This is a genomic window from Cellvibrio sp. PSBB006, assembly GCF_002162135.1.
Taxonomy (GTDB): Bacteria; Pseudomonadota; Gammaproteobacteria; order Pseudomonadales; family Cellvibrionaceae; genus Cellvibrio.
Map to the genome: position 1 here is coordinate 1,279,101 of NZ_CP021382.1, position 18,143 is coordinate 1,297,243.

The 18,143-nt window shown below is 52.1% G+C and carries 15 protein-coding genes; all 15 read right to left on the reverse strand.

Annotated features, from left to right (window positions below; translation table 11 throughout):
- Nucleotides 1-182 precede the first annotated feature (182 nt).
- The 15 genes from CBR65_RS05260 to CBR65_RS05330 all read right to left on the reverse strand — a co-directional run bounded on the left by CBR65_RS05260 (nt 183) and on the right by CBR65_RS05330 (nt 17,986).
- A complete protein-coding gene (locus CBR65_RS05260) occupies nt 183-590 on the reverse strand; it encodes a flagellar protein FlaG (protein ID WP_232461358.1) in 408 nt (135 codons plus the stop codon).
- Between the two features lie 57 nt (nt 591-647).
- Nucleotides 648-2,414 carry a flagellin gene (locus CBR65_RS05265; RefSeq protein ID WP_087465884.1) on the reverse strand — a complete coding sequence of 589 codons (1,767 nt, stop codon included), beginning with the start codon at nt 2,412-2,414 and terminating at the stop codon, nt 648-650.
- Nucleotides 2,415-2,779: 365 nt separating this feature from the next.
- Complete coding sequence (locus CBR65_RS05270) at nt 2,780-3,103, reverse strand: flagellar protein FliT (protein ID WP_087465885.1); 324 nt, start codon at nt 3,101-3,103, stop codon at nt 2,780-2,782.
- Nucleotides 3,104-3,115: 12 nt separating this feature from the next.
- On the reverse strand, nt 3,116-4,687 hold the full coding sequence (gene flgL / locus CBR65_RS05275; RefSeq protein WP_087465886.1) for a flagellar hook-associated protein FlgL: 1,572 nt from the start codon (nt 4,685-4,687) through the stop codon (nt 3,116-3,118).
- 27 nt (nt 4,688-4,714) lie between these two features.
- Nucleotides 4,715-7,465 (reverse strand): flagellar hook-associated protein FlgK, encoded by a 2,751-nt coding sequence (gene flgK, locus CBR65_RS05280; protein ID WP_087465887.1) that lies wholly within the window; start codon nt 7,463-7,465, stop codon nt 4,715-4,717.
- Nucleotides 7,466-7,476: 11 nt separating this feature from the next.
- Complete coding sequence (gene flgJ / locus CBR65_RS05285) at nt 7,477-8,583, reverse strand: flagellar assembly peptidoglycan hydrolase FlgJ (protein ID WP_087465888.1); 1,107 nt, start codon at nt 8,581-8,583, stop codon at nt 7,477-7,479.
- Nucleotides 8,583-9,677, reverse strand: a complete 1,095-nt coding sequence (locus tag CBR65_RS05290) for a flagellar basal body P-ring protein FlgI (RefSeq protein ID WP_087465889.1) — start codon at nt 9,675-9,677, stop codon at nt 8,583-8,585. Before CBR65_RS05290 ends, flgJ begins: the two co-directional genes overlap by 1 nt.
- Before the next feature lie 15 nt (nt 9,678-9,692).
- Nucleotides 9,693-10,409: a flagellar basal body L-ring protein FlgH gene (gene flgH, locus CBR65_RS05295; protein ID WP_087465890.1), complete on the reverse strand. Its 717-nt coding sequence runs from the start codon at nt 10,407-10,409 to the stop codon at nt 9,693-9,695.
- A gap of 19 nt (nt 10,410-10,428) precedes the next feature.
- Nucleotides 10,429-11,214: a flagellar basal-body rod protein FlgG gene (flgG, locus tag CBR65_RS05300; RefSeq protein ID WP_087465891.1), complete on the reverse strand. Its 786-nt coding sequence runs from the start codon at nt 11,212-11,214 to the stop codon at nt 10,429-10,431.
- Nucleotides 11,215-11,301: 87 nt separating this feature from the next.
- Entirely contained in the window at nt 11,302-12,045 is a 744-nt protein-coding gene (gene flgF / locus CBR65_RS05305) for a flagellar basal-body rod protein FlgF (protein ID WP_087465892.1), read from the reverse strand.
- 242 nt (nt 12,046-12,287) lie between these two features.
- Entirely contained in the window at nt 12,288-14,636 is a 2,349-nt protein-coding gene (locus CBR65_RS05310; protein WP_087465893.1) for a flagellar hook-basal body complex protein, read from the reverse strand.
- Between the two features lie 131 nt (nt 14,637-14,767).
- Entirely contained in the window at nt 14,768-15,478 is a 711-nt protein-coding gene (locus CBR65_RS05315; RefSeq protein ID WP_087465894.1) for a flagellar hook assembly protein FlgD, read from the reverse strand.
- 12 nt (nt 15,479-15,490) lie between these two features.
- Nucleotides 15,491-15,949 (reverse strand): flagellar basal body rod protein FlgC, encoded by a 459-nt coding sequence (gene flgC / locus CBR65_RS05320; RefSeq protein WP_087465895.1) that lies wholly within the window; start codon nt 15,947-15,949, stop codon nt 15,491-15,493.
- A gap of 47 nt (nt 15,950-15,996) precedes the next feature.
- Entirely contained in the window at nt 15,997-16,398 is a 402-nt protein-coding gene (gene flgB / locus CBR65_RS05325; protein WP_087465896.1) for a flagellar basal body rod protein FlgB, read from the reverse strand.
- A gap of 739 nt (nt 16,399-17,137) precedes the next feature.
- Nucleotides 17,138-17,986 (reverse strand): protein-glutamate O-methyltransferase CheR, encoded by an 849-nt coding sequence (locus CBR65_RS05330; RefSeq protein WP_232461359.1) that lies wholly within the window; start codon nt 17,984-17,986, stop codon nt 17,138-17,140.
- Between the last annotated feature and the right edge of the window lie 157 nt (nt 17,987-18,143).

The window sequence follows — 18,143 nt, forward strand, 5'->3', positions numbered from 1 at the left end:
CTTTTTGCACAGACTGTGCCAACGAAATAATCGGTGGAAATTTTTGCAGCAATTGCCGCTGGGAATGTCGAAAAAATGAAGGGGACTTTTTGCCGGTTTTGAAGCGAGGAAAATAAAAAAGGCGCATCTTTCGATGCGCCTTTTTTATCGCTAAACACAATCAGGTATCGCGTTTTTACCTGCTAGGCCTGCGCGCTAAACAGATGTAAATTTCCTTCTGAATCAAAGCCTTGCGCCAATTTTAGAAAAATCTCATCGGGGATCTGGCGAATCACATCCTGGGTCGCACGGTCCAGAACTCTTATCACGGTTTCACCCGCTTCCGGATCGTAACTGAAATGTAAATCGCGCTGTGTTGACTGAATATACTCATTCATTTGTGCCACAGCCGCCTGAACCCTTTTGCTGATATCGGCGTTTACATCAGGTTTGATTTCCGCTTCCGGTACAACCACATCCGGTTTAGCGGCAACATCTGGAGCTTGCGGCGGCAAGGTCTTGCCGCCAACATCCCTGGACCCTGCAGATGATGGAGCCAACACAGTAGCAACGGGAAATAGCTTGGCTTCTGCTCTCGTGACTTCACTCATGTGCGTATTCCTCAAAGTGATAAATTCGCCGGGTTGCCCCGGCGAAATCTATCGGCCTTATTGCAACAGTGACAATACTTGTTGCGGTCTGGCGTTGGACTGGGCCAACATCGCTGTTGCTGCTTGTTGCAGTACTTGCGAGCGGCTCAGGTTAGCAGTTTCCTGAGCAAAGTCAGCGTCGTTGATACGTGAACGAGCGGCTGAAGTTTTCTCAGAGATGTTCGCCAGGTTGGATACGGTGAAGTCCAGACGGTTGTTAACAGCACCGAGATCCGCGCGGGTCGCACTCACTTGGTCAATCGCATCGTCGATGATGCCAATCGCTTTTTGAGCACCGGCAGCAGTGGAGATATTAATACCAGCTACTGAACCTGCACCTGAAGCAGAGTTGCGCTCCTGAATACCTGTTTCGGCGTACATGGTGGCTGCAGCGTTGTCACCGTATTTCACGCTCAGGTCGCCAGTAGTAGAACCCAAAGCAATTGAGTCTGCCGCGTCGCCAGCGAAGGCGATTACACCAGTCAGGCTGCTCACTTTGTTGATCGCTTCAATCAGGTTATCGCGTTTTTCACCAGCGTCAGCACCAGCATCAACCGCACCGATTTCTACACCATTAATCACCAGGTCACCCTTATTCAAATCAGCGGCGAAGTTGGTGATAGTGGCGCCTTGCAGATTGCCTTGGTCATCAGAAATATCCAGGCCTAAAGCAGCTACGTTGGTCATCATGGCAGCAGAGGCAGCAGCATCATCCGCGCCTTCGATTTTTACACCACGGCCATCAGAGCTGGTGTCAGTAAAGGTCAAGCGGAAGTTACCATCAGTTTCAGCACCATCAAAACCGGCAGCATCCAGAGCAGCGGTACCACTACCGGTTACGGTGATGGATACAACACTTTCCTGACTCAGAACCAGATTGCCGTCTTCGCTCAAGGAAGCACTGATACCAGTAGTGTTGTTAATCTTGTCAACCAACTCACCCATATTGTTGGTGCCGCTGATAACGTATGACTGGCTGTTGCCGTCGCCGTCAACCACTGCGAGAGTCAGGGTATCAGTACCAGCAATCAACACACCGCTACCAATGCTGTTACCTTGTGAAGAAACCAGCGCAGAAGCCGTAGCGCCTTTGCCATCCAGGTCAGCATTAATAGAAGCCAATTTTTCGTTCAGGGTTGCACCGGCATCCGCATCAGCCAGGCTGCTCAGGGCAACGTCGTTTACATACAAAGTGGTATCGGCATCAGCGGCAGTGAAAGCGTTCAATGCAGCCAAACCAGTAGCAGACTCACCCACTACGTCACCGGCAGAACCGCCCAGAGAGTTAGTGCTGAAAGAGCCGATTTTCACATCGATAGTCTGGTTTTGCAGAGCACCTACTTGCAGGCTGGTAGTACCGAGAGAACCGTCCAACAGTGCGCGACCATTGAAGGATGTGGTTTGGGCAATACGATCCAATTCTGATTTCAACTGCTGAACTTCAGCGTTCAGGGTTTGGCGGTCAGCATCGTTGTAGATTCCGTTCGCAGACTGAACAGACAGTTCACGCATACGTTGCAGGATGTTGGTAGATTCTTGCAGCGCACCTTCTGCGGTTTGAATCATGGACACACCATCGTTAGCGTTGCTGATGGCGCGGTCCAGACCACGAACCTGTGAAGTCATGCGGTTACCAATCGCGAGGCCGGCGGCGTCGTCTTTGGCAGAGTTAATACGGTTACCGGAAGATAAACGCTCGGTAGCGCGGTCCAGGGCGTTGCCAGAGTTCATCAACTGACGTTGGGCGTTGATAGATGCAACGTTGGTGCTAATTACTAAAGCCATGATCAATCTCCTAAAATTTTGGTTCTGTTCACAGTCTTTTTGCGAGTTGCTGCGACCAGTCTGTTGGTGAAGCCTGAGAACAGTCACACCAGGTCTTCTGAAAAGGTTATCGTCCGGCTTCGGCAGAGCTTTAGAAGATTTTTAACAAAATCGTGAATTGGCGATTGAAAATTTAAAAAGCCTTTTAAATCAATCAATTAGGAAGTGGTAAAAAATTCGCTTGGGGGTGATTTGGGCGAGAAATGGCGGCGTTCGGCGTATCAATTGGCGTAAAAAAGTCGATTTACCGATTTCCGGTTATAAGAAAGGGGGTTGATTTGAGATCCGTCGCGTAGGTCGGATTAGTGGAGCGTAATTCGACAATATCAAAGGCCTTTGTAGGCCACCACCGCTTTGGTGGCTTTGATGGATTGACGCAGTTGTTCGCTGATCTTCGCTTTGCTGTTTTCTGCCACCGCAACGATTTGTTGGTCGATGGACTGGATGGCCTGGATTAAAGATTTGGCTTCATCGACCAATCCCGCCTGGGTAATGGCGATAAGGAATTGGCTTTCGCCTAACGCTGGCAAGCTGGCCTGGCGCTCTGCCATTTGGGTTTCGAAGGTTTCCCAGTTGTCGGCTTGCGCCAACGCCAATAGGGATTGGGTTTGAGCGAGGAAGCCTTCCAGAGGTGCGAGGATGGCGGGCATGTGGATTAGGCCTTACAAATAACTGAACAAGGTCAACTGGCTGACTTTAACAAAGCTTTGCTGCGCAGCGCTCAACACAAAAGTTTCCATCTGCAAGCGCGTGGAAGCTTCTGCATAATCAAGACTCTGTAAATCATTCAACACTTTTTCGTTATGCACATTTGAGTCCAGATTTAAATCCTTCGAGCTTTCCAGGGTATTTAACCGCGCACCCACTTCGCCATGAACCGAGGTAATATTGGTTAAGGCAAAATTTAAATTCACCAGGGTTTTATCCACCATCTCTTTAAATTGCGCCTTGCCCTCTTCCGTGTTGTCGATATTTTTCATCGCCTGGCTGAAGCGGGACAAGGTGGTAATCAAAGGTTGTTTGTTGGTGGACTCAACAAAAAACGAATCACCGGGGCGGCCATTTGTTGATGTAACACCGGTGCTGGTGGTCAGGCCTGTTGCGTTATCCACGTCAGCATTGCCGCCGCGCAGCGTCACGTTCATGCCATTCGCAGAGACAATTCCCGCTGGAGTGACAGTCAATCCAAGGTTAGCCAATTTGGCCGCGTTGGGGCCGGCGGTCAGTGCGTTAGCAAAATCGGTTGCGTTGTTTACCGCAACATTTAAATCCAGGGTTTCCGTTCTTCCGCCAACCGACACCGTAACGGTCGTGGGGTTGGTGGCAAAGTCAATCGGTGCAGCAGCGGCATTGAATGCAAAGGGTAAACTCGCTGCCGTCGGCGGCATGGGTGCGCCGGAAATTTGCAGGCTAACACCTTCCACTTCAATGTCCTGACCCGGTGTGTACACCGCATTGGCGACCAACACGCGGCCACTGTGACGCTCGGTGATGGTGTAGTTATCGGCGGCCGGGATTACGGCGGACGTGGCATTAAACGTAATTACCATGTCTTCCGGAAATAATTCATCAAACACTTCCTGGTCAACGACCTGGCCCACACTAACTGTGGCCGCCGGTACGGCGCGGTTAGCCGGGTTTGCCGAGGTGGTGATGGTATTGTGGCCGCTGGGGATATCCATAAATATCCGCTTGCCCGAATCACTCACCGCCACGTTCACGGTACTGGATGCTTGCAAACGCAGCTGTCCTTCATCGCCGTGATACGAATAATTACCGCCGCCATCACTGGTAAAAGGTTGGGTGCCGCCCTGATAACCGGCAAAGATATATTGGCCGCTGGAACTGCGCGTGTTTTGCAGGTTGAGTAATTCTTTAATGCGGCTGTCGATTTCCGTTGCATAGGCTTCGTAATCATCCGGTGTTAACACAGCGGTGTTACCGGCAGCTACCGCAATTTCTTTCATGCGGTGAATTAAATTGGTAACCGAATCCAGCGCGACCTCTTCCAGGTTCAGATTATTTTCTGCGATCGTAATATTTTTATTGAATTGCTCGATGCGACTCAGTTCCTGCGTGATCTGCAAAATAGTGGTCGCCGCCACCGGATCATCGGCGGGCGACAATAACCGTTTGCCCGATGTAATCTGCTCATCGGTACGCGTCACCGCCGCCTGGGCTTTCGCCATACCAATGTTGGCGATGTTATAAATTTGAGATGTGGATACACGCATGATAATTAGCCATCCAGCTCTTCAACATTAAACCGAATTCAGCAGGGTATCGAACAGATCCCGTGCCACTGAAATAACCCGCGCGTTCGCGTTATACATTTGTTCAAACTTGATCAAATCCGCCGCCTCTTCGTCGAGGTTTACGCCGGACACACTGTCACGCATCGTCTGTGTTTGCTCCAGCAAACTTTTACTGGCTGACGTATTGATGGAAGATAAATTACTTTTCGTACCCACGGTTTCCACCAAACGACTGTAACCACCCGATAAACTTAACGCGCCGTTTTCAATCGTGCCTTTGGTTTCCAGTTCAACAAAACGCAAGGCGTTGCGGTTGTCGTTACTCGCATTGCTGTTGAAATCGATGGTGAAGGTATCTCCCGCCTGCGGCTGGCCTTTCAGCGTGACCTGATACCCCAGATAAGACGATTGCGCAAAATCGGCGGCGGTACTGTCACCCAATAATTGACTGTTGGTGGGCGAGGTTCTTAACTCCACACCATCGGCCATGGTGATATCGACGCGACCACCCACGGTAATCGCGCTCTGATTACCAGCGGTGGATTCCGTCAAGGTAACCGTCGGATTGCCGTTGCTGTCGTGCACACCGATGGAATTGCCGGCGGTAGTTGCGGTAAAACGAACATCAAGATTCACACCCGATGATGCCACCATCTGCAATTCCGGCGCGCCGGTAATGGGGTTACTGCCGCTGACTGCACGAATACCCAGCGACGCTAAGTCGGCGTTGCCATTAATTTGTTCGGCAAGGTAATCATTAAATGCAGCCAGGTTTCCCGGCACCGTCGGATCGGGAATACTGATATCCGGCGCGCCAGCGGTGTACTGCAATAAATCCACACCGTTAACAGAAATTTGTACGGGCGCCGAAAAATCATTGATGTTGATATCGCTGATGGCGGCCGTTGTGATCGCATTCGCTGACACGCCTGAAATATTGCTCAGCATGGCAGCCGTTTGTGCAGCGGAAGCATTGGCTTGCGTCGTCACCACTTGCGACGATACAGAACCCGTCGTGGGATTGGTCGTAACAAATGTATATTGTTCTGCCGGGTAAGCATTCACCTGCCCCACCAGACTACCGATGGGCAAGCTCGCCGGTGTGCGTCCGGCAGGCAAACCGGTTCTTGCACCATCACCGATGATACGCGTCTCACCCACGTCGGTGGAAAATACCGGGTTATCGACACCGGGAATAAATACCTGGTCGCGCATCGGTGGATTTAAGTGTTTCGGATTCGCCGGATCAGAATTGTCCAACACGTCGTAAGTGGTGGCTGAGGTAAAACGAATAATGATGGGCGGCGATAACTGACCCGCTGTAGCAAATGCCGGCAAGGTATTGCCATTGCTGTCCACCAGGCCCAGCACTTCACCGCTGCTGATCACACCGCTGCCGGTATTGCCAGACGACGTGCCGGTGCGTACTGCAACGGCAAAGGCCAGATCTTCCGGACGTGTCAGTTGGGTTTTAATATCGCGAGCACCGTTGACAGTGGGTTGCAAGGTAAAAGTGTCGCCCCCCTGAAAACTGCCGGCCTCCAGATTCAAGGTTAACCCATCAAACGAAATTTCCAGCGGATAAGCGCCGGTTAACATTCCCTGACTGACGATCTTGTCATCCGTTGCGCGGGTAACAATGTAGTTGTTGGTGTTAGGTACAATTTGAAAACTGTAATCGCTGTTGGTTAACAACGCAGGATTATCAATGGATAACGACAAACGGCGATCATCGGGCAAGGCATTGCGCCCATGCTTGATGCGATCGGCCATGGCTTCCTGGGTGTTGATATCGCCAAATAATAATTGGCCATAATCACCATCCATATCCAGACCTTGTTGCTGGAGCTGGTTAAATTGATCGGCCAGGACAACAGCCACTCGACCCAATTCATTCATGGCCGGGTTCAGGACCTCTTCGCGAAATTGCAAGAGTCCACCCAATTGGCCACCGGAAATCTGTTCGGTCACGTTAGCCGTCTGTACACCATTGGTCAAATAAATCTGGCCGCCGTCGCGCACGTCAAATTGGCTGACTTTCTGGCCTACAACCAGGGGTTGGCCGTTGCCAATAAATACGTTCACATTGCCGTCGTTTTGTTTAACGATTTGAATGGAAGTCAGTTCAGATAATTTGCGTAAAGCTTCGTCGCGCTGATCCAGCAAATCATTAGGCGAACCCTGCCCGCCCGCGCCCTTATCGTTGATAGCCTGATTTAAATTCGCAATGTTTTGCGCGAGCGCCGTCATCTGCGCGGTAACGGCTTTAATTTCCTGATTGACACCTGACTCAATGGACTTGAGACGCGTATGCAAATTATTAAAACGTGCACTCAGGCTTTCAGCTTGGCTGATCACCAGCTGGCGTGCCGGAATGGATGAAGGATCGTCAGCACCGTTTTGCAAAGCAGCAAAGAAATTCTGTAATGAACCAGACAACCCCGTGCCTTCATCGGCAAATAATTTATCCACCTGGCCAATGTTGGTGTTGTACTTATCCAGCTGATGAAACGCGGAAGTATCCAGGCGCAATTGAGTAATGGTAAATTCGTTGACCACCCGCTCGATAGATTCCGTCGTAACACCGTTACCCAAATAACCGGCGGCGCCTATGCCATATTCCGGGCGCGTAACATAGTTAACCTGTTGGCGACTGAAACCTGCCGTGTTGGCATTGGAAATATTATGGCCTGCGGTGCGCAGCGCATTCTGGCTGGCTTGCAAACCGGAGACGGCAGTAGACAGTAAACCGGACATGGTTAACTTCCTTAGGTTTCGTCAGTCGTACTGGCCACAGTGGCCAGCGTTGCTGTAGCAGCGCGAATCGGATCGCTGTCCAGCAGGGATTTAATTTTCTCGGCATAAGCCGGATCAGTCGCATAACCTGCATCCTGCAATGCCTCAGCATAAACTGAAGAATCCACACCGGCTTCCAGTGCCTGACGGTAACGCGGATTGGCTTGCAGGAAATTCACGTAGTCCGCAAAACTCTCGGCGTAATTATCGTAACGACGGAAATCGGCGCGTTCCTGCTTCGCTATACCCTGCCGGTATTCCAGTGTGCTGACATTCACGCTCGCACCCTGCCAACGCTCATCCGCTTTGATGTTAAACAGGTTAAAACTGTTGGCACCGGATTGCGTGTGAATCACATGTTTACCCCAACCGGTTTCCAGCGCAGCCTGGGCCAGCAGGACATCCGCATTCACATTTAATGCTTGCGCCGCTTTTTCAGCATAAGGCTTCAAGGTGTTAATAAATTCTGCCGGTGAATTGGCTACGCCGTTTTTATCACCCGTTACCGAGGTATCCGACGTTGTACGTTTGGCCATCGCCATGGCGCGTTGAGCTTGCGCGAAAGCCAGCATGGAGGCATCAAGGTTGTTATTCACGGGTGCAGGATTATTGCCCGGCGCATCCTCGGCAAACGCACTCATTAACTGTTGCCCTTGAAGCACGTCAGATAATTGTTTAACCGGCGCTACATCACCGGCTGGATCAAGCTCATAACCTTTGTTGGTCGGCAAAGGACGCTGCTGATCACCGTAAGCGCGTTGCATTTGCGCATAGAGTGCATCGGCTAAACCCAGGCCGCGCCCGCTGGTCAACTCCAGAGACATTTGTTGATCGAGCATATCCTGGTGAAATTGCGTTTCACTGCTATTGAAATAGCTGCCTTCCGCAAATACTTCATTGGAGGAACGCATGGTCTTCAACATTTGTTGCACAAAAATCGCTTCAAATTTTTTCGCTACTTCTTTCAACGCCTTGGGATCATCATCGCGCCCCAGATGTTTAATGTTATTCAACGCCTGGTTATTCAGAAATGAATCCTGCGCGGCTTGTAGCTGATTTTTATTGTCGACGGGAATCATCAGATCACCACCAATTCTGCTTTCAGCGCGCCGGATTGTTTAAGCGCTTCCAGGATTGCCATCAAATCCGCTGGTGACGCACCCACGGTATTCACGGATTTAACAATATCTTCCAGTGACGCACCCGGCGCAAACTTGAACATGGGATTGGTTTCTTCCGTCACCTCAACACGGCTGTTGGGCACGACTACGGTTTGGCCCTGGCCAAATTCATTAGGCTGGCTCACTGTCAGACTTTCCGAAACAGAGACGGTCAAACTGCCGTGGGTTACCGCAACTGGTGACACGCGTACGTTCTGTCCGACAACGATGGTGCCGGTGCGCGAATTAATAATGACTTTGGCCGCTTCTTCGCCGGGTTTCACATCGAGATTTTCCAGCATCGCCAAAAAATCCACGCGGTGCGCCGGATTCACTGGTGCATCTACCATGATAGAAACGGCATCCAGCGGGCGCGCGGTTTCCGGCCCGAGTAAATCGTTAATACTTTTGGCAACGCGAGTCGCCGTGGTGAAATCGGCGCGGTGCAAATTAAAAATAATCGGCTGGCCGGCCGCGAAATTGGTATCCACCATGCGCTCAACAATCGCGCCGCTGGGAATGCGGCCGGTGCTTTGAATATTCACTTTAATATTGGAGCCGTCGTTACCTGTCGCACCAAAACCACCGACCACGAGGTTACCTTGAGCAACGGCGTAGACTTTGCCATCCAGCCCTTTGAGGCCGGACATCAACAAGCTGCCGCCGCGCAAACTTTTGGCGTTACTGATCGATGACACCGTGACATCCAGGGTTTGGCCCGGTTTGGCAAAGGCGGGCAATTCTGCCTGCACCATTACCGCCGCGACGTTTTTCATCTGCATACGCGTGCCTTCCGGTACGGTAATACCGAATTGCTTCAACATGCTGTTAAACGATTGCACGGTAAAAGGTGATTGCGTGGTTTGGTCACCGGTGCCGTCAAGGCCTACAACCAGACCGTAACCAATTAATTGGTTGGCACGAACGCCGGCAACGGATGTGAGATCCTTGATGCGTTCAGCGTGCGCGCTCAGCGGCAAACTTATTAAGATGATAATCAGGCAACGCCACATGATGTTTCCGCTCCGTTAAAAGGGCCAGTATTCGCTGTTAAAGAAGCGCGCCAACCAACCCATGGATTGCGAGTCTGCCAGTGTGCCGGTACCGCTGTAAGAAATTTGTGCATTCGCCAGACGAGTCGATACCACCGTATTGTTTGGTGAAATATCATCGGGACGCACAATGCCGCTGATGCGAATAAATTCATCACCGCGATTCAACGTCATCCATTTTTCACCGCGCACCACGAGATTGCCGTTCGGTAAAACTTCTGCGACAGTCACAGTGATATTGCCTTGCAAGCTGTTACTTTGATCGGCACCGGCATCGCCATTGAATTCGCGGTTTTGTTGTAACGCCGTTTCCAGCGTCGACCCTTTAAACGCCGGGTTATTACCAAATAAGGGGCCAGCATTAAACGTGGTGTCGCTTTCCTTGCTGACATTGACACCGGAGGTTTTACGCGAGACGGTGCGCTCAGTCAGCGTGATGGTGATGATGTCACCGACGTTCAAGGCTTTGCGATCATCAAACAACGACAATCCATAACGTTCCTGGAACAACGAACCTTCAGTGCGCTGTGGCAAGGTGGCTGCCTGCGAAACCGACGGTGCATAATAAGGATCACCCGGCGCCGGTTTGTCGTTGGTCATACAAGCCGACAAACCCATTGCACCGACCACGATCAGCGCAATACTTTTACCGCGTACTGCCAGATTTGTAAGAGATTCGCTGATGCGTTTCATGGTGAAGTTAGCTCCGTGATTAAAGCGTCTGGGTAATGTATTGCAACATCTGGTCGGCTGCTGACACGACCTTGGAATTCATTTCATAGGCACGCTGGGTGGTGATCATGTTCACCATTTCTTCCACGATATCCACGTTGGAATTTTCCAGCGTGCCCTGCAACAAGCGCCCCATACCGTTTTCACCGGGTGCACCTTGTTGCGGGTTACCGCTGGCTACCGTCTCGCGAAACAGATTGCCACCGATAGCTTGCAAACCCGTGGGGTTAATAAAATCCACCAGCAAGATATCGCCGATCTGTTGTGGCTCTACTTCGCCGTCCCTAAACGCACTGACGATACCGTCTGTACTGATGGTGACGTGATTGGTGCCTTCAGGAATATTGATCGCCGGCTCAACCAGCATACCCTCGTTATTCACTAACTGGCCTTCACCGTTAATTTGCAGTTGGCCATTACGGGTATAAGCGAGTGTGCCGTCAGGCATCAGGATTTGCAGGAAACCGCGACCGTCGATAGCAACATCCAGCGGTTGCTCAGTCACTTGCAAACTGCCTTCAGTAAATTGTTTTTGCGTTGCCACGACGCGCACACCGGTACCCAATTGCAAACCGGATGGCAGCTCAGTGTCTTGCGTCGTTTGTGCACCCGGTTGCCGTTGGACCTGATACATCAAGTCTTCAAACACAGCGCGATCGCGTTTAAAACCGACCGTGCCCACATTCGCCAGGTTATTGGAAATGGTGGTGAGTTGTTTATCCTGTGCGGCCAACCCGGTTTTACTGACGTAGAGTGCGGCGTGCATAGTGTTTCTCTCTCTGGTTCACCCCGCCGAAGCAGGATTTAAAAAATGTGATTAAAAAGCGGAAAACATTTTCCGCTGTTATGCCTATCAGGACATTTGCAACAGGCGTGCCGAAGCACTGGAATTTTCTTCTACGGTTTTCATGAATTTCACTTGCATCTCGTATTGACGAGACAAGGTGAGGATATCGGTGAAGGCGCTCACGGCGTTTACGTTGCTGCCTTCGAGAAAGCCACCCAACACACGCACCTCAGCGGCTACCGGTGCAGGCAAGCCGTCGCGTTGACGGAATAAACCGTCTTCGCCTTTCTCGATGTTTTGCAGGTCTGGATTCACCAGACGAATACGATTGATCTCCACCATGGCTTCCGGGCCCTGCCCTTGCGCCACTATGGATAAGGTGCCGTCGCCACCGATTTCGAGTTTTTCCAGCGGTGGAAAGGTAATCGGGCCGCCGTTACCCAGCACCGCCAGGCCGTTGCTGGTACGCAACACACCATTGGCATCAATGCTGAGGTTGCCAGCACGGGTATAGGCTTCGGTACCATCCGGCGCCTGAACCGCAATAAAACCGGGGCCGCTGAGGGCCAGATCCATTTCGTTACCGGTGTTGATCAAAGGCCCTTGCTGGAAATCAGTGGCAGGTGATTCGGTCAGCGCGTAAGCGCGGGTCGGTTGGCCTTCGCCGTAGTACACCGCCATGCTGCGCGCCTGGGCGAAGTCCGAACGAAAACCGGTGGTATTGAGGTTGGCGAGGTTATTGGCATGGACCGTCTGCGCCATCATGTTGTGCTTGGCCCCGGTCATTGCGATGTATAACGCCTTGTCCATCTGTAAATCCTCTGGCCGTTAATTTTTTGGCAGTTTTGTGGATAAACAGGGTTTTGCAAGAGCGGTGCCAAGTTGTTGCGGCTGTTGATAAAGTCGCTAACCTGCTGATTTTTAAATAGAAATATGGAAAGAAGAAGCGTGAGAGGAAGGAGTAACGCTGGCGGGTCTAAAAAGAAAATAACAGAGCGGCAAACTGCTGCCGCTCGTTTGCCGCTATTGCCGGTGGTGGTGTCGACACCCTATTACCTCAAGTTAATGATGGTCTGGGTGGTGGCATTGGCTGTTTCAATGGTTTTAGCGTTGGCCTGGAAATTCCGCTGGGCGATGATCAGATTCACCAGCTCTTCCGACAGATCAACGTTAGACTCTTCCAGCGCACCCGCCGTAATGTTGCCCAGCGAAGATGAACCCGGAGCCCCGATGACCGCTTCACCGGTTTCAAAGGTCTGCGCCCACATGGTGTTGCCGACCGGTTTCAAGCCTTCAATGTTGTTGAAATTTGCCAGAGCAACCTGTCCCAGTACCTGAGCTTCACCGTTAGTAAAACGGGCGAAGATAATCCCGGTAGAGCCCACATCCAGACCCGCCAGACGACCGGTGGCATAGCCATTCTGGTCGTAGTCGTCCACCGCAAAATCATTGCCGAACTGAGTTGAACCGGCCAGGTCGATCTCGAAGTTGGAGCTGGACGGCGGCTCAACCACCGGCGTTGTTCCCCCTTGCAAGACATTCAGCGGCGCCAATGCACCATTGGGTTCGCCGTCCTCACCCAGCGGGGTCCAGTTAGAAATCAACATACTGTCGGTGAGCGTGGTGTTCAGGGTGCCATCGGCATTGAAATGCACGTTGAAGCCGGCCATGGTTGGCAGTGTATTTTCCGGCGACGGCAAGGTGGGGTCAGGGTCACCCACATTCTGGCCATCGATCTGCACATACATCACCCAATGGTTCGGCGAGGTGGAGGGATCAGCCGGATCATAAGGCTGCTTCACGAAATACTGGCTCATGATGTGCGGGTTGCCGAGGCTGTCGAACACCGGGTTGGAGGTCGCATGGTTGTAGGTGTTTTGATCCGTAGGATCAAAGGCATTGATCGGCACATCGGTAAAACTGGCTGGTGTCAGCGGTGCAAACAGGTTACCTACCGCCGGCAGGCTGTCAGCTACAGCGTAGCCTTCTTCCATCACAATGGTGATATTGCCCCCGATCACGGCGGCGTCGTTGACGTTATTGATGGTTTGCAAACCGGTACCTGCGCGGCCCTGAATATCAGCCTGACCGGCCGGTAATGGCCCTTCAAAAGCAAAGCGCAGGTCAGTACCCACGGCAGAGACAATCTCCAGATCCCCGGCGGTATTCACGGTAGCGCTGATGCCCGGCAGCGTTGACGTGGTCAGCCCATTAATTTCATTCGCCAGGGCAGCCAGGTTATTCGCATTCAGTGCAATGCCATTCAAGGTGAGGTTGCCGTTGCTGTTATCAAAGTTGGTTGCATAAAGTGTTGCATTGGTCCGCGCCGTCGCGGTTACACCGGCCAACGCATTTAGCTCGGAAGCCGTTTGGGCGGCAGATGCGCCGGCATCACTGGTAAAGGTCACGGTCGCGCCGGTAGGACCTTCGATCTCCAGGGTTTGCGATAAATAGCCGTTGGTTGCTGCGGGGATACCGGCAACGGAAGGGCCAGCACCATTTAAAGCAGTCGACAAAGCATTGCCGCCGGTCACGTTCGCCAGCGAGATGGTTGATGAAGCGCCTTCGGTCAGGTCACGAAACTCTATATTGCCGCCATTAGCTACCGCTTGCACATTGATCGGCGTAGCCGCGCTGAAGATAGCGCTGTTGATCAGGTTAACAATGTCCTGCACAGAGTTGGCGGTAGACGCATTCAGGTTAATCGATACAGTACCGTTGCCAGACGCCGGTGTTGAGCCTGCCAGCGTAATATCAAAGGTGGTCGGCGTCGCGGCGAAGTCCACCGGTGTGGCTACCGCACCCAGGTTAGTGGTGGTAGTGGTCGCATCCTGTAAACCTACCTGGGTAACGCCCACTGCCGCACCATCGGTAGCAAAACTGCTGCCCACGGTTTCCAGAACGGTTTCGTTGGAATCAAGGTTGAACGCTGACTCAACACCGGTGGTTTGGCGCGGTGCCTGGGTATTCACATCAACCCGCAAATTACCGAGGATACCGCTGATATTGCCTTCCGCATTGGCGGAAAAGCCCTGCAAATACGAGCCGGTAGCACTGACGACATACCCCTCGTCGTCCAGGCCAAAGGCACCGGCACGGGTAAAGAGTCGTTCGCCCTGGTCACTCAACACAAAAAAGCCGGAACCGTTAACCGCCAGGTCCAGGTCACGCTCGGTCAGCTTCGGGTTGCCGTTACCGAAGTCCTGGCGAATCATCTGTAAGCTCACACCGCTGCCCGGCGTGTTGCCGCCGCTACCCAGGATACTGGCGGAATACAAATCACCAAACTCCACCCGCGATGATTTGAAACCGATAGTGCCAGCGTTGGCAATATTGTTACCGGTCACCTGCAGGTCAGTGTTCGAGGCACGAATGCCACTCAGCGCGGTGTTAAAAGACATGATGTGCTCCTGGGTACGTGAGTCGCTGGTGGCTGGATATCGCCACCAGTATTTCAATAACGGTTATTAAATACGTTGCTGTTTTTTGCTGCATCGGCTGTCCGGGAAGGGTGTCGCCAGCCTGCCGCGCATTAGTTAAATTGTTTAACGTCACCGATAGCCACTGGACCGAGGCCCGCGAGGTTCAGGGTGATCACGCCATCCGTCCCCAGAGTCACGCTGTTGACGTTAGCGCTGAGTGCTGTCTCCAGTTGCTCGGCTTTACCGTCCTGGGTCGCGTAGACCTCAAAGGTGTACTCACCGACGGGCAAGGGTTCTTCACCCGCTGTCCAGGTCAACAGCTCGCCGTTGACTTCCATAAACTGGCCGTCCCAGCGGAACGACACTTCGCCGGCTGGCATTCCACCGACAGGAATATTGGCCACTAACTCACCTTCGCTATCGTAGACACTGATCTTCATATCCCCGGTCGCCGCCGCGAGGTCCACACTGCCAGAAACAATCCCGCCAGCGGTCAAACGCGCCGTCTCCGCCGGTACCGTCACTGAACGGCCCACCAATGAAGATGCTTGTAACGCCTGGTTGGACATAAAGCTGGAGCTGAAATTATCGAAATTGGTGTTGAGCCGTTCCAGACCTTCCACTGAGCTGAACTGCGCCAACTGCGCAACAAATTCGGTATTGTCCTGCGGACTTAGCGGGTCCTGATTATTCAGCTGGGTGATCATCAGTTCGAGAAACGCCGTCTGGCCCAACTCGTTGCTTTTGGTTTCCTTCGGCTGGTTGTTGATATTCAAATTACTCAACACATTGCCGGTGGTGTTGTTATTGACCTGACTCATCGCTGCCGCTCCTTACTGACCCAGGGTCAACACACGTTGAACCATTTGCTTGGCCGAGTTCATGACCTCGACGTTCATTTGAAACGAGCGCGATGCGGAGATCATATTGGTCATCTCTTCCACCGGATTCACGTTGGGGTAAAACACATAACCTTCTTCATCCGCTTTGGGATGATCCGGTTCGTAACGACGCTGTAAGGGTGCATCACTCTCCACCACACCCATCACTTGCACACCGGCACCCACATCATCGGGTGCGGCAAAGCCGTTATCAAAACCGTTGCCGCTTTTCATTGCTGCCATGGCCTGACGCTGGATAGCGGCAAACACCGGCTGGCGATTGCGATACACCTCGTCCGCGCTGGAGCTGGCCGACTGGGCATTAGCCAGGTTACTGGCGGTGGTATTCAGGCGCAGACTTTGCGCGTTCATACCTGAGCCAGCGATGTCGAAGATATGTCCGAGTGCCATAGTTAACTCCAACGTTTTCCAATCAATTCGTTTAATAAACCGGCCGATTACTCACCACGGATGGCGGAGGTCAGCCCTTTAAATTTGCTGTTCAAAAAGGTGAAACTTGCCTGGAATGCCAAGGCATTTTTCATGTATTCGGCATGCTCAATCTGGTCTTCCACGGTATTCCCGTCGATGGATGGCTGGTTGGGTACGCGGTACATCATGTTGCTGTCGTCCAACGCCATGCCCGCACCGCCGATATGACCGGCGTCAGTGGTTTGCATATTGAACCGCCCCGTCTGCTCCATCTTGCCTGCGAGCATGGTTTTAAAGTCGAGGTCGCGGGCTTTGTAGTTGGGGGTATCGACATTGGCCAGGTTATCCGCCAGCACCGATGCCCGCTGACCACGCACTCGCAGTGCGCTTTCGTGGATTCCGAGTGCTGATTCGAAGGATATGGACATAAGTGGCTCCGGCGTTTCTTAAAGGTTTTACTCTTGCGTGTGTTAAAGCAAGGGGTATGCCAAAGGCCAACATTTACATTAACTTATTGATTTTTATAGATATTAGTCTGAATGATTAGGTGGCAATGCGGCAGTAGAAACCGGCAAGGGGAGAAGCGGCAAAGGAAAAGCGGCAAGATTTTTCCGCTTTTCTTGGGGTGTCGGTGGGAAATGAGAAAGGGGTTGGGGAGCAGCTTGCAAGACACGCCGTGAACCCGGCCCCTACGCGCTCCCGGCGCTTCGGGACACTTCCCACATCCATGTGGGTCGTCCATGGGGGCTCAGCACCGACATCCTGTCGGTGATGGTCTTGCAAGCTGCTCCCCAACCCCTTCAATGCCAAACGATTGGCTTTGTGGTTTTAAAGGTTTTAATTCGATAGAACTTCTTTTAGTTGTTGCAGAAGGCTACTCAGAGGATGAAGCGAGAAATGTTTCAGCTGTGATAAATGCAACTGACTCTACCAGTGCACATTTATTGATAATTTAAAAAGAAGAGAATCCGTATATTTCAGATGGCACAGCAGGGATCACGGAGTCAGGTGCGAGACCATCACCCGCATGGACGACCCACATGGATGTGGGAAGTTTGCCGAAGCGCCGGGAGCGCGTAGGCATCAGGGTGTTGAGCCTACAGGGAAGTATTCACGGCGTGTCTCGCACCTGACTCCGTGATCCCTGCCCACCTACTAACAAAATCACTAAACAGCCCGATACAAAATCCCAGGCTCACACCGCACCATCTCAAACAAATCCGCCGCCCCCGCCAACCCCTCCGAAGACCCCAAAAATAAAATCCCCTTCGGCTTCAACGACGCATGGATCTTCTGCAAAATCTGCCGCTTCAACTCCGCATTAAAATAAATCAACACATTCCGGCAAAACACGATATCGAATTTACCCAACATCGCATACGAATCCATCAGATTCCACGCTTTAAACTCAACCCGTTCACGCACCAACGGCTTAACCCGCCACACGTTATCCGACGCCTTATCAAAATACCGCTGCAAACGTTCATCCGAAAGACCGCGCAACACCGACAAGCGATCGTATTCCGCCTTGCGCGCCTGATCCAGAATCGTCGCCGATACATCCGTCGCCACAATTTGTACCGGGCGCGGCAAGGCGCCCATATTCTGGCGGCGATATTCCTCTACCATCATGCTGATCGAATAAGGTTCCTGGCCGGACGAACACGCGGCAGACCAGATGCGGATCGGGCCGAACATTTTATTGTTACCACCCATCAGCTGCGGCAGCAGTTGCGTGCGTAAATGTTCGTAGGGATAAATGTCGCGAAACCAGAAGGTTTCGTTGGTGGTCATGGCGTCGATAACTTGATCGCGCAATTTGCGATTGGTGTTTTGTTTTAAGGCCCGCACCAGATCGCTGAATGAATGCAGTTTGTGCTCTTCCAGCAAACGCCGGATGCGGTTGGAGACGAGGTACTGTTTGTTATCGCCCAGCGCAATGCCGCAAGCATCCTGCAGGAATTGCCTGAAAAGATCGAATTCTGCCTGATCAAAATTATCACGATGTGCTGACACGGCGGTTCCTGTAACACTGGGGGTCGATGTTGTACCTGACAACCCTGAGCCAATCCTGGTCTCCGGTGATTTATTCCCGAAATCTTTTTTCATACATCAATCACAAAACCATCTGACTTTTCACTGTTGTTATGAGATGGCTTCTTCCCACAACACC

Excerpts from the sequence above, each read along its gene's own strand:
- CBR65_RS05260 (WP_232461358.1), bottom strand. The coding sequence starts at position 590 with ATGAGTGAAGTCACGAGAGCAGAAGCCAAGCTATTTCCCGTTGCTACT.
- CBR65_RS05265 (WP_087465884.1), bottom strand. The coding sequence starts at position 2,414 with ATGGCTTTAGTAATTAGCACCAACGTTGCATCTATCAACGCCCAACGT.
- CBR65_RS05270 (WP_087465885.1), bottom strand. The coding sequence starts at position 3,103 with ATGCCCGCCATCCTCGCACCTCTGGAAGGCTTCCTCGCTCAAACCCAA.
- flgL (WP_087465886.1), bottom strand. The coding sequence starts at position 4,687 with ATGCGTGTATCCACATCTCAAATTTATAACATCGCCAACATTGGTATG.
- flgK (WP_087465887.1), bottom strand. The coding sequence starts at position 7,465 with ATGTCCGGTTTACTGTCTACTGCCGTCTCCGGTTTGCAAGCCAGCCAG.
- flgJ (WP_087465888.1), bottom strand. The coding sequence starts at position 8,583 with ATGATTCCCGTCGACAATAAAAATCAGCTACAAGCCGCGCAGGATTCA.
- CBR65_RS05290 (WP_087465889.1), bottom strand. The coding sequence starts at position 9,677 with ATGTGGCGTTGCCTGATTATCATCTTAATAAGTTTGCCGCTGAGCGCG.
- flgH (WP_087465890.1), bottom strand. The coding sequence starts at position 10,409 with ATGAAACGCATCAGCGAATCTCTTACAAATCTGGCAGTACGCGGTAAA.
- flgG (WP_087465891.1), bottom strand. The coding sequence starts at position 11,214 with ATGCACGCCGCACTCTACGTCAGTAAAACCGGGTTGGCCGCACAGGAT.
- flgF (WP_087465892.1), bottom strand. The coding sequence starts at position 12,045 with ATGGACAAGGCGTTATACATCGCAATGACCGGGGCCAAGCACAACATG.
- CBR65_RS05310 (WP_087465893.1), bottom strand. The coding sequence starts at position 14,636 with ATGTCTTTTAACACCGCGCTGAGTGGCATTCGTGCCTCGAACACTGAC.
- CBR65_RS05315 (WP_087465894.1), bottom strand. The coding sequence starts at position 15,478 with ATGAGTCAGGTCAATAACAACACCACCGGCAATGTGTTGAGTAATTTG.
- flgC (WP_087465895.1), bottom strand. The coding sequence starts at position 15,949 with ATGGCACTCGGACATATCTTCGACATCGCTGGCTCAGGTATGAACGCG.
- flgB (WP_087465896.1), bottom strand. The coding sequence starts at position 16,398 with ATGTCCATATCCTTCGAATCAGCACTCGGAATCCACGAAAGCGCACTG.